The 19,722-nt window shown below is 43.9% G+C and carries 6 protein-coding genes; 4 read left to right on the top strand and 2 right to left on the bottom strand.

What is annotated here, in order from left to right:
• Positions 1-24: 24 nt before the first annotated feature.
• Positions 25-2,598 carry an SDR family NAD(P)-dependent oxidoreductase gene (locus tag BO26_RS24000; RefSeq protein ID WP_236637407.1) on the bottom strand — a complete coding sequence of 858 codons (2,574 nt, stop codon included), beginning with the start codon at positions 2,596-2,598 and terminating at the stop codon, positions 25-27.
• Positions 2,580-6,605 (bottom strand): type I polyketide synthase, encoded by a 4,026-nt coding sequence (locus BO26_RS23995; protein ID WP_236637406.1) that lies wholly within the window; start codon positions 6,603-6,605, stop codon positions 2,580-2,582. The genes BO26_RS24000 and BO26_RS23995 overlap by 19 nt, the downstream gene beginning before the upstream one ends.
• Before the next feature lie 1,178 nt (positions 6,606-7,783).
• On the opposite strand from BO26_RS23995, the gene hpaB reads away from it, so the two are divergent.
• The 4 genes from hpaB (at position 7,784) to BO26_RS08870 (ending at position 19,631) form a co-directional block, all read left to right on the top strand.
• Positions 7,784-9,346 (top strand): 4-hydroxyphenylacetate 3-monooxygenase, oxygenase component, encoded by a 1,563-nt coding sequence (gene hpaB / locus BO26_RS08885; RefSeq protein WP_036770908.1) that lies wholly within the window; start codon positions 7,784-7,786, stop codon positions 9,344-9,346.
• A gap of 20 nt (positions 9,347-9,366) precedes the next feature.
• Positions 9,367-9,882, top strand: coding sequence for a 4-hydroxyphenylacetate 3-monooxygenase, reductase component (gene hpaC, locus BO26_RS08880; RefSeq protein ID WP_036770907.1), 516 nt, complete (start codon positions 9,367-9,369; stop codon positions 9,880-9,882).
• A gap of 330 nt (positions 9,883-10,212) precedes the next feature.
• Positions 10,213-11,682 carry a dipeptide/tripeptide permease DtpB gene (gene dtpB, locus BO26_RS08875; RefSeq protein ID WP_036770906.1) on the top strand — a complete coding sequence of 490 codons (1,470 nt, stop codon included), beginning with the start codon at positions 10,213-10,215 and terminating at the stop codon, positions 11,680-11,682.
• 407 nt (positions 11,683-12,089) lie between these two features.
• The gene (locus BO26_RS08870; protein ID WP_051690920.1) at positions 12,090-19,631 is read left to right on the top strand and encodes a Tc toxin subunit A-related protein; all 7,542 of its coding nucleotides are present in this window, start codon (positions 12,090-12,092) and stop codon (positions 19,629-19,631) included.
• The last annotated feature ends 91 nt before the right edge of the window (positions 19,632-19,722 follow it).

Below are 19,722 nucleotides of genomic sequence, written 5' to 3'. Positions count from 1 at the left end.
CTGATTTCGTTTTACCCGGAAAGATTAACTTGTATTTTTTTCCACCTGTTTAGAGTCAGTTTGGGTGAGCAATTCCCTCAACGCAGCCGAGACGGTAAATTTGACATTATGCAAGCGGCTGTAAACATTCCCCATTGCGTTATGTAAAGTAATATCAGCAACCAGCTCCAGGGTGGTTTTGGTATTAATTCGCATAGCGGCATAGAATTCCTCACCAAATGCCAGGGCAGCATATTGTTCAATTTTACCAATTGCACATGGCAAGCCTGCTTCATCAAAGTGTTGCATTAGCCAGAATAAGGGCAATTGCAGAGCGACATCATGAATAAACAGGTTGAAGGAATTAACCGGGAACTGTCCCTGTAATTCAGGCGCTATATTATCCAGTCGGCATTTCAATATCAGATATTGATCATCAATATGGATAACCTGACGTATTCCCTGAAATATGCTGCCGTGGAACAACATACTGCCCTGACGCATATCACCATATAAAGGATACGTTTGAGCAATCTGAGTGTTTAAATCGGTATGCAGCTCTTCGCAGGACGCCACCCGGCGGTGGATAGTGAGGAATAACGTGGCCTGATAGTGCTTGACCATGCCTTTTTCCTGCTGACTAGTGATGGCAATATCTACTGCCAGCCTCTCATCCCCGCGCACATAGCCACAGTTGGGCATCAATACCGCGGTGTAATCACCAGTCTGGGTACCATCAAACACAATCCCCTGCAATACACTGAAATCCACCACATCCTGAAGCTGGTAACCCGGAAAGCGCTCTTCACAGATACGCGTCATCCAGCCGATGGCAGCGGTAGCCGGCAATACCGGGTTGCAGTTGATAACATAGTGATACAGGAATGGATTGGCTTCCAGCGTTAGAAAACGCTTAACTTGCTCCACATCCGGCAGCGATTTCACTCGATGCGTAACCTTGTAGTTTGCACCACCAACAATCACCTGTTTAGACTCGGTATCGGTAAATTCCTTTACAAAATAACGGGTTCCTACGCTAGCAGGAATAATCACCATATCGCGGGCGCTATAGGTGCGCCTTAATGCGTCATTGACCATGCCGCCGTCCCACGGTCCCCAGTTGACAGCACGGATGACCAGACTGCTGTCTCCTTTCAGCGGCAAGTAAGCAAATTTATTCAGAGTTTCATTCGCCATCGCATAGTCGGTTTGCCCGGCATTGCCGAAATAACCAACAACGGATGAAAATAGCACCATATAGCGCAAGCTGGCGATATCCACAACCCGGCACAGGTTTTCTAACCCTTTGATCTTAGCGTCAAACACCGAGCGTAAATCATCCAGCGTTTTCTTCTCAATAAACTTATCCGCCAGGTTGCCTGAACCGTGAATGATACCGGTCACTGGCCCAAATACCTGTTGAGCTTCGGCAATCGCCGCCGCAACTTGCTGCACATCGGTAATATCACAGCGCAGGTAACGGACTTCACCACCAACTTGCACAATTTCTAGCAAAGTTTGGTTAATCTCATCAGCATGTACCAACCCTCTCAACATAGTGTCGATCTTTACCGGTGTGGGCTGGATCTGCTGAGATCGCAGATAAGCGATCGCGGCAGCCTTACGCTCATCGAGCGTAGTGGCACCCTGTGCCCATGTTGGTAAAGGTGCATCTAAATCGGTTCTTCCCAATAAGACAAAACGTGCCTGACTACGTTTAGCCATCTCGATGACACATTGGGCCGTGATGCCGCGTCCTCCGCCGGTCACCACAAAAATGTCTTCACTGCTGACCAAGAATGGCTCATCAACAGGTGCTTTCGTAGCCGGCGTCAGCACCAGCGTCATCCGCTCGCCACTCACACTACGACCAACCTCAGCCAAATCGGTACGACTATCCTGTAACTCTTCAATCAGGATCTGAGCAACCGCTCTCGGTTCCACCCAAACGTCGATGTCGAGAGTGCGACAAAACACGTTTTTCCATTCAATATTCAGTGACTTGGTCAAGCCACTTATCCCGCTGGCAACCACCTCAGACAGCCCATTGTTGCCCGATGTTGACAGTGCACCATCCCCACGGACGACAATAAAGAAGTAACCCACGTGGTTTTCATCACGGTTCAAACTGCTCTGCAAACGCTTAGCCAACAGGAACGTGGTTTCAATCGAGAGATAACCCTGCGCGCTGAATACGTTAGCCAATGTTTTCACGCTCTGCCGTGGCGACTGAAGGTAGATCACACCATCGATCTGCCCCCGCTCCTGTTCAATTTCACTGATTGCCACATCCAATGTGGCTTCATCAGTGCGGTTCAGAGCGTAGTATCTGGTAGTTTTGGCACCGTTTTCATTTCTTGCCATACCCGCTCCCAGAGTCAGTACCGACACCTGCTGGCCCTGCTGTTTCAGCTGCTTAACCACTTCATCGACGGCTGTTTTTCCCTCATCCACCACCAGCCAATGCCGCGACAATGCAAACGCCAGCGGGTAACAGTCCGGGGCTGGTAACGACTGTGATATCACAGTATAACGTGCAACCTGATGTTCAACTGACGCGACCTCTTCGGCAAAAGCAGGCTGAACCGCAGGCATAACGCTCAATCGCGGTTCAGCCAAGACTTTTTTGTGCTGTCGGCCTTTGGCACAGAGGAAGTTGAAGTCACAAAGCCCAGTGTACGCAACGGAGCTTCTACCCCCACCTCCTCTATCGGGACATCACCCAAATTTTTACGACGAATATCGGCAATAATTTCATTGTTCATCTGTTCAAAGAACACAGATATCTTACTGATATTACTCAGTACTTCGATATCAAAAGCTTCCAGATACGTGTTCTTCAGCACATCGTGATAAATGCCGGTGTCTGCGGAAAAAGCATCAAACATCGCGCCGAAAATTTCCAGACGTTTGATTGAATCAATGCCAAGATCAGCCTCCAGATCCATTTCTGCGTCGATCATATCCTGCGGGTAACCAGTTTTGTCGCTGACGATGGCAACCAATTTGTCAATAATTTTTGCCTCGGTAATTTGCTCTAACCGTTTGATTTGTTTTTCCAATTCTGAGTCACCTACGTTGGGTTTAGCCGATGTAACCGGTTGACTCACCACCGGCGCAGAAGGGGTGACAGACATGGCAGGACGCGGCTCGACAATGTCCTTCATAACCGGCGCCTGCGCGACGACAGGGGGAGCCTTAGACGCCACAACGGAAGCCACCGGCTGCGCAACCTGCCCTGACTGGAACAAACTCTGCTGGGTAGCAAAATATCGCTCATGGTTGCAGTGATACAACTCCAGGTTTTTTTCCAACAACTGCACACTTTGCCCCAAACTGGACAACATAGTCGGCAAGTTCTGGTGATCCTGGAACTTTTCCAACAAGGTATATTGCTTGTTCAACAATGAACCCAACAGTTGGATATACTCTTTTTGGTTGGTCTGAAACTGCTCATGCAGTTGGCTCATGACCCGTTGCGCCTGCAACAAACCATCCAAATTGTTATCCTCCACATGCTCATTCAATTGATTATTCTGTTCCATAGGATTGTCTCGTTTCTGAATTGCAACTGATGTGCTTCGTTGTAAGAATGGTGCTGGCCCCTTTGGCAATTCCGTCTGTACCACTGACGCTGATGCCGGCCTGGAGATGACTGGTGCTGCCACAGGAGTACGATTGGCAATGAATCGCTCCACCACAGCGGTGTCACCGTCACGCATCGCGCGCTCGCGCCGTGCCCGATTCTTATCTGACATGAAAAAACCCCCACTGAGCCTGAAAGTCAGATGGTTGGTTTTTTCCTCCGATGGCGGTTGTACACGGGCATGCCGATCCAGAGCATTTAACCTGACTCCCTCTGCCAGTAACCTGGCCTGAGCCCGAGCCAGTTGTAATCTCTCCTCGCCGTTATCACTGGTATTGACCGAAATGATACTGTGCTCCCTGCCATTGAGGATGTCCGCAACCAACTTGCTCAACACTCCTTTTGGCCCAATTTCGACAAACAGTCGGCCACCGCGCTGATAGATGGTTTCAATCATTTCGCGGAATCGCACTGGCATAACCAATTGTTCCGCCAGCAGGCTGGCAATGTTCGCAGGCGACTTACCGTAAGGCACCGCCGTCGCGCTTGAAAACAATGAACACTGAGGTGACTGAAAGTTGATTTGCTTCAGGTATTCACGGAATGGTGCATAAGCCGACTTGATAAATTCAGAGTGAAACGCCGCTGACACGGGTAAAAGGCGACAGTGGATCTGTCTGGCCTTCAGTTCATCATGTAGCTGATGGATCAACGCTGTAGCCCCAGCCAACACCACCTGCGAGGCGGAGTTATCGTTGGCGACGGTAATCTCCGGGTAGCGTTTGAGTATATTTTCACGTTGCTCTGGTGTTAACGACACCGCCAACATTGCCCCAGCATCCGCGTCTGCTCCCTGAGCATCGACAGCAGACGCCGCAGCCATTCCCCGCGCCAATGACACACGGTAAAAATCAGCATTAGACAGCACACCAGCCGCCCATAAAGCGGTAACTTCACCATAGCTGTGGCCGGCAACAAAATCAGGGTTAAAACCACTCTCTTTCAGAATCGCAAAATAGCCGGCACTGATAGCCCCCAATGCCGGTTGAGCATTAGCCGTATCAGTCAGAACAGCGTTTTGTTGTTGCCGCTCAACTTCGGAAAACACCGGAATGGGATAAATCACCTGTGACACCCCCTGGCCGCGCTCGTTGGCCGCTATTGCATCCAAAGCTTCCAGCGCCTGACGCATTTCAGGGTAATCATTAGCAATATCACGGCCCATATTGACATACTGCGATCCCTGCCCCGGGAACAACGCAACCACTTTGCCATCCAGGTTTTTCGCCGAGGGTTGATAGTAAATTCCTAGTGGGTGTTCCCAGCCACTTTCACTCTTTTGTTTTAACTGTTTCACCGCCACCGCCATAAGCTCCGCCGCCTGTGCGCCCGACGTGGCAACAAACAGCAGACGAGCCTGATGAGGTTGCAGTCCGTTAACATCCTGATGAGCAAGGTGTTCGCGTAACACCTGTCCAGCAGACGATGCACGGCCAAAGCGTTCCAGCACCGCCTCACATTGGACCAACAATTGTTCAGGAGTCTCGTCGCAGAACAGCAACGTAGCCGTTTGTCCATTCAAACGATAGGCACCACGCGGCTCCTGCGCGTACTCTTCCAGGATCGCGTGAAAATTGGTTCCGCCAAAACCGAAAGCACTGAGAGCCGCACGACGCGGCACACCGTTGCGAGGTCGTAACCAGGGGCGAGGCTCATTGTTGATATAGAACGGCCCATTATCGCCGGACAACATTTCGTCAGGCTGGCTGACGTTGATCGTGGGAGGTAAAACTTTATGGTACAGGGCAAGCGCCGTTTTAATCATTGATGCTGCCCCCGCTGCACTGCGGGTATGTCCAATTTGTGACTTAATGCTACCTATAGCCACTGATTTTGCTGCGATCTCGTATTCATCAAAAACCATACGCAGGCTTTTTAGTTCTGTGTTATCACCAGTAGCTGTCCCGGTGCCATGCGCCTCGATCAGTTGAATATCCGCTGGAGTAAGTCCGGCACAGGCATAAGCACGCTTGAGTGCTTTTACCTGGCCTTCGTAACGTGGGGCAAAAATGCTTTTTGCTTTACCATCGCTAGATGCTTCAAGCGACTTGATCACCGCATAGATTTTGTCACCATTCAACTCGGCGTCTTTCAGACGTTTCAACACCAACATACCCACACCATCACCGAGCATGATGCCGTCAGAGTCACGATCAAAAGGACGCGACAAGTTGCTTTTCGATAGTGCCGGAGTCTTGCTGAAACAGACAAAAGAGAACGCTGAATTCTCCAGGTTAACTCCCCCCGTCAACACCGCATCGCAGCTACCTGAATTGAGTTCACCGATGGCAGCTTTGATCGCCGCTAAGCTGCTCGCACAGGCAGCATCCACCATGTAGGTCGTTCCACCAAGGTCAAAATGACTGGCGATACGACCACAGGCCACATTACCGAGAAAGCCGGGTAAACAGTCCTCATTCCATTCAAGGCATGAATCATGTACCCGATCAATCACTTCGTCCACAACCTCCTCTGGTAAGCCGGACTTGATCATGATTTTACGCAGATATGGGGTTTGCTGACGGGCCGCCAGCGAGAATAAGGTATTACCATTACCGCCACCACCCAAAATAACGCCGATACGATCTCGGTTCACTCGTTTACTTTTTTGGCCAATTAATCCGGCATCCAGCATTGCCTGTTTGGCCACATATAATGAGAATAATTGGATGGTACTGATTGAATCGATGATAGTCGGTGGAATTTTAAATTCAACCGGATCAAAATCAATGGCAGGAACAAAACCAGCTTTGTGACTATATGTTTTGTCTGCAACCGACGCATCTGGATGATAAAAATCCTCTTTATTCCAATATTCTACCTCTGACACGGTGGTAATATCGGTCAAAGAGTCTCTTTTAGCTATTATATTTTCCCAGAACTCATGCAAATTTGAAGCATTAGGGAAATGGCTAGCCATTCCGATAATAGCAATATCTCCCTGACCTTTCTTACCATACATTGAATATGTCTCAGACATATACTCCTCACGCTTTAAGTGAAATAATCCCATGCACAACAGACATCAATAAATTGCATTAGACACAGTGAATTCACCGCAGTTATTGATACCAGAATGACCTTTCCATGATCGTTTAATAACACATCAAAAATTTCTTACTGCAATATTGTTATATTTCCTGAGACGACAGCAATTACGGCGATCAATGCCACAATAACTGTGATCGGCGTCTCAGAGAATGAATCAAGGGAAATTATAAATATGGTGACGACGATAAACGCCATGAAGATACGGATTAAAAAGTACATTTACCTGTTATCTTTCAAGTTGCCTCTTTGTTGGCTGCACTCACCCAGGTCACATAGTTATCTATGCTCCCGGGGATTCGTTCCCTTGCCATCGCGATGCATTTTGAAATCTATTGGGTATTAACCATTCTCCCAGCGCTTATAAGAATATTATTACTAAGTTTACTCTTATTCTCACGATCATATTTGCTGACAGTCCGCATCGCACAGTCAAAAATAACTTCCGCAGTAACGGAAACAATCGCCACCAGTGAATATAATGCCAGATAACCTGTTGCCCTTAAAAATTGCGGTCATAACACTCTCTTACTTTGCTAATAGATATCCCACACTATACATAAGGCATGTGCGAGTTATATTGGTTTATTTTGTATTTTCCAGGGCAATAAAGCTGACCTTATTTTATGATAATTGATATACATCGGTTTCGCTTAACTTTCAAATCTCAGTAAGAATTAGTTTCTATCAAAAACCAAAGACAATATATCCCCATTAAATCAGTTAAATACAATAATAACCAAACATTAAGAAACTTTTATATCGATAAACAAGAGTAAAAAATGGAAGATAAGACTACAAAAAAATGAAAAATAATATTTTATACCAAATAAAATAAAAACTAAAAAATACAATGAAATAGATAATAAAATCGTAAAAATTACGTTAAAACAAGCTTATCACTAAAAGATGGTCTGGATCACAGTTTAGCGACAAATCTCAACCCTTCAACGAAAAGTACCAGCGAACCTTCCAAAAATCTATTCAAGAAAAGCCATTCTGAGGCTTCAATTAAGAAACACAAAATAAACATTAAATTAACATACCAATGCCAGTATTGATTATATTTATATCAGAACAGGCGCTTTTTATTCAGACTATGAGGTAGACATGAAACCAGAAGATTTTCGCGCCGATAAAAAACGCCCGTTTACCCGTGAAGAGTACCTAAAAAGTCTTCAGGATGGCCGCGAAATTTATATTTATGGTGAACGCGTAAAAGATGTCACCACACATCCTGCATTCCGTAATTCTGCTGCTTCAATCGGTCAGTTATATGACGCACTGCACTCCCCAGAAACTCATGATACTTTATGCTGGAATACCGATACCGGCAGCGGTGGGTATACTCACAAATTCTTCCGCTTTGCCACCTGCGCAGATGAGTTACGTCAGCAACGTGATGCTATCGCTGAATGGTCACGTCAAACTTATGGCTGGATGGGACGCTCGCCTGACTATAAAGCAGCATTCGGCAATGCATTAGGCGCATTTCCTGAATATTATGGTCAGTTCTCTGATAACGCCCGTGTCTGGTATAAACGCATTCAGGAAGCAGGCGTTTACTTTAACCATGCCATCGTTAATCCCCCCATTGATCGCCATAAACCTGCTGATCAGACGCGTGATGTTTACATCCAACTGGAAAAAGAAACGGATGCAGGTATCATCGTCAGCGGCGCAAAAGTGGTAGCAACCAACTCAGCTCTGACTCACTATAATTTTATTGGTTTCGGTTCCGCGCAAATAATGGGAGATAATCCTGATTTCGCCCTGATGTTTGTCGCACCAATGAGTGCTGATGGAGTAAAACTGATTTCCCGCGCCTCCTATGAGCTCGTAGCAGGTGCAACAGGTTCTCCATTCGATTATCCCTTATCCAGTCGCTTTGATGAGAACGATGCGATTCTGGTGATGGATAAGGTACTTATCCCTTGGGAAAATGTCCTGATTTACCGTGATTTTGACCGCGCTCGTAACTGGGCAGTTCAAGCAGGATTCGCAAGTCTATATCCGCTACAGGCTTGTGTACGTCTGGCCGTGAAACTGGATTTTATTACCGCCCTGCTGCAAAGGAGTTTGGAATGTACCGGAGTGATAGAATTCCGGGGTGTTCAAGCTGATTTGGGTGAAGTCGTTGCCTGGCGTAACCTGTTCTGGTCGCTGAGTGATGCAATGTGGGCCGAAGCCAAACCGTGGAAAGGCGGAGCCTATATGCCGGATATTCAAGCGATACAAACTTATCGGGTTATGGCGCCAACGGCTTATACTAAGATTAAGAATATTATTGAAAAAAATGTCACCAGTGGCCTGATTTATCTGCCATCCAGTGTACGTGACATGAATAACCCAGAAATTAACAAATATCTGGCCCGATATGTTCGCGGTTCCAACGGCATAGATCACGTTGAACGAATTAAGATCTTAAAACTGATGTGGGATGCAATTGGCAGTGAATTCGGTGGTCGCCATGAGTTGTATGAAATCAACTACGCTGGCAGCCAGGATGAAATTCGTATGCAATGTCTACGTCATGCCCATGGTTCTGGCAATATGAAAAAAATGATGGATATGGTTGATCGCTGCCTTTCTGATTACGATCAGAACGGCTGGCTCAGACCACACTTATACAACAATAACGATATTAACCAGTTAGATAAGCTGCTGAAATAACCAGTAGCAGGAGGCCAATTATGTCTGTAGAAAATGAACATCGCCTGCGTTTCAGAGATGCGATGGCGAGCCTGTCAGCAGCGGTGAATATCGTCACCACCGATGGCAATGCCGGATGCTGTGGTATTACTGCCACAGCGGTATGCTCGATCACCGATTCGCCCCCCACTCTGATGGTATGCCTTAACCGTAACAGTGCTATGAATGTCGTTTTTCAGGAAAATGGCCACCTGTGTGTAAATATCTTAAACCACGAGCAAGAATTGATGGCTCGCCACTTTGCGGGTATGACCGGAGTCAGCATGGAAGAACGTTTTCGCTGGAATATTTGGCAGAAAGGGGTGTTAGGCCAACCTGTGCTGACCGGCACCCTCGCCAGTCTTGAAGGTGAAATTGAACAAGTTCAGGAAATAGGTACTCATAATGTGTATCTAGTCCAAATCAAGCATATTACGGTAAGCGAACAAGGACATGGTCTGATCTACTTCAAGCGTAATTTCCGCCCCGTTATGCTGGAAACGGCAGCCGCAGTTTAACCATCTATCCATCAGAAATTTAAACTGTTCCTCCAATATTCAGGCCCTAAACGGCCTGAATAGCTTCATTTCTGGCAGTTAACCATTCTACTAAGCCCTATCATTTTTGATATTCATATGATGAATACATACTGTTAGATTCAATATCAATCTTTATATAGTGTGATCGGCCATCAAGAATATATTTTAACCATATAATAATCTAATTTGATCACGATCAACTAAATAAAGTGCACAGAAAAACAACTTTACCAACACATCATGTTACGAATGTTACTGTACATTTCGAGTGTATTCTAATCAATAATGACTAATCAGAGGCAATCAACAATGAGTAAAACCGCATCCATCGGTTTATTACAACAACCCAAACCGTTCTTTATGATTTTCTTTGTCGAACTTTGGGAGCGATTCGGCTATTACGGCGTACAAGGCATCCTTGCTGTCTACTTTGTACATAAGCTAGGATTTTCCCAAGAACAAGCATTTACCACTTTCGGAGCATTTGCTGCGTTGGTCTATGGCTTGATTGCTATTGGTGGCTATGTCGGTGACCATTTGCTCGGAACCAAACGAACTATTGTATTAGGCGCTATCGTTCTGACAATTGGTTACTTTATGACTGGCCTTTCTATCCTGGAACCTGAATTAATTTTCTATGCATTAGGAACAATTGCCGTTGGTAATGGCCTGTTCAAAGCCAACCCGGCCAGCCTGTTATCTAAATGCTATCCACCCAAAGATCCTCGTCTGGACGGGGCATTTACTCTGTTTTACATGTCAATCAACATCGGCTCACTGTTCTCTCTCGCGATTGCACCAGTCATTGCTGAAAAATTCGGCTATGCCATTACCTACAATATTTGTGGTATTGGTCTGATTATCGCCTTGTTGGTCTATATCCTCTGTCGCAATACGGTTCGCAATATTGGTTCTGAACCGGATCATCAACGAATCAACTATAAAAACCTGTTTCTGGTACTGGCAGGGAGTGTTGCGATGGTTTTCGTCTGTGCATGGCTGATGCACAATGTGAACATTGCGAACATTGTTCTGATTGGGCTGTCTGTCATTATCGTGTTTATCTTCTTCCGTGAAGCATTCAAACAGGATAAAGTTGGCCGAAACAAAATGTTTGTTGCTTTCATTCTGATGCTTCAAGCCATTGTGTTCTTCATTCTATACGCTCAGATGCCAACTTCTCTGAACTTCTTCGCCATCAATAACGTTCACCATCAGTTACTTGGTTTTAATATCAACCCGGTCAGTTTTCAGGCTCTCAACCCATTCTGGATTGTCGTTGCCAGTCCGATACTAGCGGCTCTCTACACACACTGGGGTTCTAAAGGCAAAGACCTGACAATGCCGGCTAAGTTTACAGTTGGTATGTTTCTGTGCTCCTTAGGCTTCCTGACTGCCGCCGCTGCCGGTTTATGGTTTGCTGATGAACAAGGTTTAACTTCACCCTGGTTTATCGTTTTGGTTTATCTGTTCCAAAGCCTTGGTGAATTAATGATTAGTGCTCTTGGTCTGGCAATGGTTGCGGCTCTGGTTCCTCAGTATTTAATGGGTTTTATTCTGGGGATGTGGTATTTAACTCAAGCAACATCATTCTTACTCGGCGGCCATGTGGCAGCTTTTACTGCGGTGCCAGAAGGTATTACTGATCCACTGGAAACATTGCCTGTCTATACCAACGTATTCGGCAAAATTGGTATTGCGACCTTTATTGTCGCCATCATCATGGCAATCACGGTACCGTGGCTGAATCGTATGATGAATGGAAAACAAAAAGCATGATTTGTTTCAAATAAAACCTCGTTAAAGGAGGTTACACCGCTCGTTTAAATATTTTTATTCGAGCGGAGTCATCTACTTTGCCAATAATTTCTCTATTCACAGAAAAATATTAATAACCTTATTTTTAGTAAGCACATGAAATAAAGGTAATTATTTCCTACATTTATTATTAGAAAGCCCTATTATAAATTTTATAATTGTTTTATCTCTGATATTTAAAAAAAATAATAGCGCTGTAATTTTCTGAAACAGTTGGACGAAATTATTTTAATTGCCAGTTAATTCCGTTCAAATCTCATCCAAATATCAGAAATTATATTTTTTGCCTCTTTCCTGACAGGGAATATCCACGATGACAGAGGCACCATGGATGTTTTATTTACCCCACAAATTTAAAAGGAACCAGCATGAATTCACCAATGATCGAACTCCCTGAAGTGCTGAGCAACCAGTGTGGCTTTAATTGCTTGACTGATATTTGCCGCTATTCTTTTAACGAATTCCGTAAGGAAGTCTGCGATCATCTTTCCTGGTCAGAAACTCGTAACTTATATCGTCATGCACAACAGGCACAAAAGGATAATCGACTGTATGAAGCACGCATTATTAAACGTGCTAATCCTCAATTACAAAACGCTGTACATCTTGGCATTACCGTCCCACATGCTGAGTTAAGAAGTTACAATAACGAATTTGGTGATCGCGCTAACCAATATACAGCTCCGGGCGCGGTTTCCTCCATGTTTTCTCCTGCGGCTTATTTGACTGAACTTTATCGTGAAGCACGTAATTTACACACAAGCGACTCTATTTATTGTCTGGATAATCGTCGTCCAGATCTGAAATCTCTTGTCCTTAGCCAGCAAAATATGAATACAGAACTTTCTACGCTTTCTCTGTCCAACGAACTGTTGCTGGAAGGAATTAAAGCTCAGTCTAAGCTGGATAGTTATGCCAAAGTGATGGAAATGTTATCCACTTTCCGTCCTTCCGGTGCTACGCCCTATCATGATGCTTACGAAAATGTACGCAAGGTTATCCAATTACAAGATCCCGGACTGGAACAACTCAGAGCATCACCAGCCCTCGCCGGACTGATGAGTCAGGCTTCTCTGTTGGGAATTAATGCCTCTATCTCGCCTGAGCTGTTTAAAATTCTGACGGAAGAGATTACCGAAACAAATGCTAAAGAACTTTACGAAAAGAATTTTGGCAAAATTGAACCCGCTTCACTGGCAATGCCGGAATATCTTAGAAGTTATTACAATTTAAGTGATGAAGAACTTAGTCAGTTTATTGGCAAGGCATACTATTTCGATGAAAATAAACAGGAATATAATGACAATCAACTCATCACAAAGATAGTTAACAAAGACGGAACAGTTTATATTTATCGAATTACCAGGGAATATACGGTAAATACCAATCAAATAAATGAAGTTAGCTTATTTCCACTTGGCGGTGATAATTATCAGCTAAACTATAATTTCAAAGACTTTTGGAATGTCTCCTATTTATCCATCAGATTAAATGATAAAAAAGAAATTTTGCGAAAAGATGGAGCACCTCAAGTAAACACTGAATATAAAACTAATATTACGCTAAGTAAGTCTGATCTTAATCAACCTTTCGAGATTTATTTAAAACGTGTATTGGTTAATGAGAGTTTCGCCCATACTGCCGCAAGATTTACTGTTGAAGAATATAATCAGCATTCTTTCCTGCTAAAACTAAATAAAGCCATTCGCTTATCCCGTGCCACTAAACTATCTCCAACAATACTGGAAAAGATTATCCTGAGTGTTAATCAGGAACTGGATATTAACGCAGATGTACTAGGAAAAGTCTTTCTAGTTAAACACTATATGCAGCATTACGGTATTAGCGCAGACACTGCGTTGATATTGTGTAATGCGACTATTTCACAACGTGCTTATGATAATCAACCCAGCCAGTTTGATCGTCTGTTCAATACTCCACCGCTGAATGGTCAGTATTTTTCCGCTGAAGGTGAAGAACTTGATTTAACCCCAGATAATGCCAGTGATTGGCGCAAAGCAGTGCTTAAACGTGCATTTAATGTTGATGATATCTCACTCTATCGCCTGTTCCGAATAGCTAATCATGGTAATTTCAGTGGAAAAATTACCAATAATATAGAAAACCTTTCTACTCTCTATCGAGCCCAATTACTAGCCGAAACTCATCAGCTAAGCATTGATGAGTTAGATTTACTACTGGTTGCCACAGGTGAGGGAAAAACTAATTTATCCGAAATCAAAGATAATGAGCTGGCCTCTCTGATCAACAAACTCTATTCTGTTACCGACTGGTTGCATACACGAAAATGGAATGTATATCAGTTATTCGTAATGACAACGACAAGCTATGACAAAACTTTAACACCAGAAATCCATAATTTATTGGATACCGTTTATCATGGTTTGCAATGTTTTGATAAGCAACAAGCAAATTTGCTGGATGCCATGTCTCCTTATATCGCCGCTACCTTACAATTACCTTCAGAGCACATCGCTCATTCTGTACTCCTTTGGGCTGATAAACTGCAACCCGGCGATGGTTCAATAACAGGAGAAAAATTCTGGATCTGGTTACAGGATAAATATATTCCGGGTTCATCAAAAGAATTAGAAATGCAGGAGCATATTGTCCAATATTGTCAGGCATTAGCACAATTAGGGCTGATTTATCATTCTACCGGCCTAAGTGAAAACGCTTTCCGCCTATTTGTAACAAAACCAGAAATATTTGGTTTCCTGAATGAAGCCGCACCTAATCACGATGCACTATCGTTGGTTATGTTGACGCATTTTGCAGATTGGGTTAGCGCACTGAGTGAAAAAGCCTCCACAGTACTGACCGCTTTTAAAAATAAGACATTAACGGCAGAACAATTAGCCAATGCCATGAATCTTGATGCTAATTTATTATTACAAGCGAGTATTCAGGCACAAAACCATCAACAGGTTACTCAAGAGAATGCTTTTTCTCACTGGACCTCTATCGATATTATCCTGCAATGGGTTGGTGTCGCGCATAAATTAAATGTTTCCCCACAGGGCATTTCCGCTTTGGTGGCATTGGATTATATTCAATCGATAAAAAAAACACCGACCTATGCCCAGTGGAAAAGAGCATCAGAGGTATTAACCGCTGGGTTGGATATACAACAGACTGATACTTTACACGCCTTTTTGGATGAATCCCGTAGTGCGGCATTAAGCACCTATTACATCCGTGAAGTCGCCAATGCAACGGCTGCAATTAGAAGCCGTGATGACTTATATCAGTATTTATTGATTGATAATCAAGTTTCCGCTGCAATAAAAACTACCCGAATCTCCGAAGCCATTGCCAGTCTTCAACTGTACATCAACCGGGCGCTGGAAAATGTAGAAACAAATGCCGATTCAGGCGTGATCAGTCGTCAGTTTTTTATCGATTGGGACAAATATAACAAACGTTACAGCACTTGGTCCGGCATATCTCAATTAACTTACTACCCAGAAAATTACATTGACCCAACAATGCGCATCGGGCAAACGAAGATGATGGATACGCTGCTGCAATCCGTCAGCCAGAGTCAATTAAATAGCGATACCGTCGAAGATGCTTTTATGTCCTATCTGACATCGCTTGAACAAGTAGCCAATCTACAAATAGTCAGTGCTTACCACGATAATATCAATAATGATCAGGGGCTGACCTACTTTATCGGACGCAGTGAAACTGATGCCGGGGAATATTATTGGCGCAGTGTCGATCACAGTAAATTTAGTGACGGTAAGTTCGCGGCTAATGCCTGGAGTGAATGGAGTAAAATTGACTGCCCGATTAATCCCTATCAAAGTACTATCCGTCCAGTGATATACAAATCTCGTTTATATCTAATCTGGCTGGAACAAAAAGAGATTGTTAAACAAAAGGAAGGCAGTAATCAAACTGAGGCAGATTATCGTTATGAACTGAAACTAGCACATATCCGTTATGACGGCACCTGGAATACGCCAATTACTTTTGATGTGAATAGCAAAATATCCAATTTAAAGCAACTAGATATTAACAGGAATAAAGCACTTGGTCTCTATTGTGCAAATAACCAAGAAGAAGAGACCTTGCTAGTATTGCTTTATTGCACAGAACAAAAACCAGATGATTACAAAAAAACTGACTTGATAGAGGGAATGCATATTTTCTCTGATATGGTATATAAAGACTTGGATAAGTCTAATCATCAAAGTAAAAGTTACTTAAATAATGTCTATAAACAGTTTGATACCCATAGTATTAAAAGGGTAAATAACAGATATACAGAGAATTATGAAATCCCTTCATCGGTAAATAATAACAAAAACTATGACTGGGGAGATTATTACATCAGCTATGTATATGGCGGTAATATTCCGATTATCAGTTATAAAATCATATCAAGTAATTTAAAAATCAATATCTCACCCAGCCTAATAATAGCTTATGGTGGATTTTATGAACAACAAAAACATCAATGTAACTTGATGAAGAAATACGGAAAACTAGGTGATAAATTTATTATTTATACAGATTTAGGAGTCAATAAGGACTCGTCATCAAATAAACGGATGTTTTATCCTGTCTACCAATATAGTGGAAATACCAGTGCTCTAAAGGATGGACGATTGCTGTTCTATCGGAATAGTACTTCATACTTGGTATTTGCAGATGATAATAGAACATTTACCTTAGGTAAAGAAACCACAAGCTATAATGATTATATTATAGACCCATCGAACAAACTGCATAATATAAAAAAATATACTATGTTTGACTGGGTAACATTTGGGCAGGTGGGAATAGCCACCGATATTCAGGGACCAATAGATATCAACACGGCAATTTCCCCAGCAAAAGTTCAGGTAATAGTGAAAGCAGGCAGCAAAGAACAAACTTTTACAGCAGATAAAAATGTTTCCACTCAACCATCACCTAGCTTCGAAGGAATGTATTATCAGTTTAATACTCTTGAAATAGATGGTTCAGGTCTGAATTTTATTAATAATTCAGCCAGTATCGATGTCACCTTTACAGCCTTTGCTGAAGACGGTCGTAAGTTGGGATGGGAAAGTTTTAATATTCCTGTCACCCGTAAGGTTGATGCCGCCAATGCTATGGCCCTTCACCATGACGAAAATGGTGCTCAATATATGCAATGGGGAATATATCGTACTCGCCTGAATACCTTGTTTGCCCGTCAATTAGTTAACCGTGCTACCACTGGAATTGATACGATTCTGAGTATGGAAACTCAAAATATTCAGGAGCCGCAATTAGGTAAGGGGTTCTATGCTACATTTGTGATGCCGCCCTATAATCCATCGATTCATGGTGATGAACGCTGGTTTAAGCTTTATATCAAACATGTTGTTGATGATAACTCCCATATTATCTACTCAGGTCAGTTAGGAGACACAAGTGTAAGCACTACGTTATTTATTCCTCTTGATGATGTTTCGTTACATGCAGATTTTCACGCCAAAGTCTATATGACTTTTAAGAAGTCACCATCAGATGGAAATTGGAGCGGGCCTCACTTTGTTAGAGATGATAAGGGGATCGTCACAATAAACCCCGAATCTATTTTGACCAATTTTGAGAGCGTCAATATCCTAAAGGATATTAGCAGCGAACCTATGGATTTCAGCGGCTCTAACAGCCTCTATTTCTGGGAACTGTTCTACTACACCCCAATGCTGGTTGCTCAGCGTTTGCTACATGAACAAAACTTCGATGAAGCTAACCGTTGGCTGAAATATGTCTGGAGTCCGTCTGGTTATATTGTGCATGGTCAAATTCAAAATTATCAATGGAATGTCCGTCCGTTATTGGAAAATACCAGTTGGAACAGTGATCCACTGGATTCCGTCGATCCTGATGCAGTGGCACAACACGATCCCATGCATTACAAAGTTTCGACCTTTATGCGCACGCTTGATCTGTTGATAACTCGTGGAGATTACTCCTATCGCCAGCTGGAACGGGATACGCTCAACGAAGCCAAAATGTGGTACATGCAGGCGCTGCACCTGTTAGGTGATAAACCTTATCTGCCACTCAGCTCAATCTGGAGCGATCCGCGCCTGGATAAGGCGGCTGATGTTACCACACAACAAACCTACTCCCGTTCAATAGTCGCCCTGCGACAAGGTGCACCTGTACCATTATTACGCACTGCTAACAGCCTGACCGATCTTTTCCTACCACAAACTAATGAAGTGATGATGAACTACTGGCAAACATTAGAACAACGGCTGTACAACCTACGCCATAATCTCTCTATCGACGGTCAGCCGTTGTATTTGCCAATCTATGCCACACCGACAGATCCTAAAGCATTGCTCAGCGCCGCTGTTGCCAATTGTCAGGGTGGCGGCAATCTTCCTCAGGTGTCTATATCGCTATGGCGTTTCCCTCACATGTTAGAAAACGCCCGCAGTATGGTCAGTCAACTCACCCAGTTTGGTTCCACGTTACAAAATATTATCGAACGTCAGGATGCAGAAGCACTCAATGCATTACTGCAAAATCAGGCAGCCGAATTGATATTGACTAACTTAAGCATTCAGGACAAAACCATTGAAGAATTGGATGCCGAAAAAGTTGTGCTGGAAAAAGCTCGTGCCGGAGCACAATCACGTTTTGACAGCTACAGTAAGTTGTACGACGAAAACATTAATACGGGTGAAGATCGCGCTATGACGCTACGCGCTAACGCAGCCGGTCTCACCACCGCTGTTCAGGCATCACGTCTGGCAAGCGCCGCCGCTGATCTAATACCTAACATTTTCGGTTTAGCCGGTGGCGGTAGTCGTTGGGGAGCCATTGCCGAAGCGACAGGCTACGTGATGGAATTTTCCGCTAATGTCATGAATACCGAAGCGGATAAAATTACCCAGTCTGAAACCTACCGTCGTCGCCGTCAGGAATGGGAAATTCAGCGTAATAATGCCGAAACAGAGATAAAGCAAATCGATGCTCAACTTAAGTCACTAACAATACGTCGTGAAGCCGCCGTATTACAGAAAACTAACCTAAAAACGCAGCAGGAGCAGACCCAGGCACAGCTGGCCTTCTTGCAACGTAAATTTAGCAATCAGGCGTTGTATAACTGGCTGCGTGGTCGGTTGGCCGCTATTTACTTCCAGTTCTACGATTTGGCTGTAGCCCGTTGTTTGATGGCTGAGCTGGCTTATCACTGGGAGACTAACGATACTTCTGCGCATTTTATTAAACCTGGAGCCTGGCAAGGTACTTATGCCGGTTTGCTTGCCGGTGAAACATTGATGCTGAGTCTGGCACAAATGGAAGATGCCCATTTGAAACGGGATCAACGTGCTCTGGAAGTAGAACGTACCGTTTCACTAGCTGAAGTCTATGCCGGATTATCCAACGATAAATTCAATCTTGCGAAGAAAATCTCAGAATTAGTGACTAAAGGCTCAGGCAGTGCAGGCAACGGCGGTAATCAGCTGGCGTTTGGTACAGGTACAGATACCAAAACCTCACTACAAGCGTCCATTTCATTATCAGATCTGAACATTCGTAACGATTACCCGGCATCCATTGGTAAGACCCGTCGCATCAAACAGATCAGTGTCTCTCTGCCAACGTTGTTGGGACCATATCAGGATGTACAGGCGATTTTGTCTTACAGTGGCGATACCACCGGGTTAGCCAAAGGCTGTAAAGCGCTAGCAATTTCTCATGGAACAAATGACAGTGGTCAATTCCAGCTCGATTTCAACGATGGTAAATTCCTACCGTTTGAAGGAATAGCTGTTGATGATAAGGGCACACTGACATTGAGCTTCCCGAACGCAACCAGTAAACAGCAAACCATGTTACAAACGCTAAACGATATCATTCTGCATATTCGTTACACTATTCTTAAATAACTATTTAGCATCATACTAAAGCAGGCCCCAAAAACGGGGCCTGCAAACAGTCAGAATTATTCCCTTTCTCATGATTCCCGCAGCCTATTAC

Source organism: Photorhabdus australis DSM 17609, from assembly GCF_000711895.1.
GTDB lineage: Bacteria > Pseudomonadota > Gammaproteobacteria > Enterobacterales > Enterobacteriaceae > Photorhabdus > Photorhabdus australis.
This window is presented reverse-complemented; position numbering and strand designations above follow the sequence as displayed.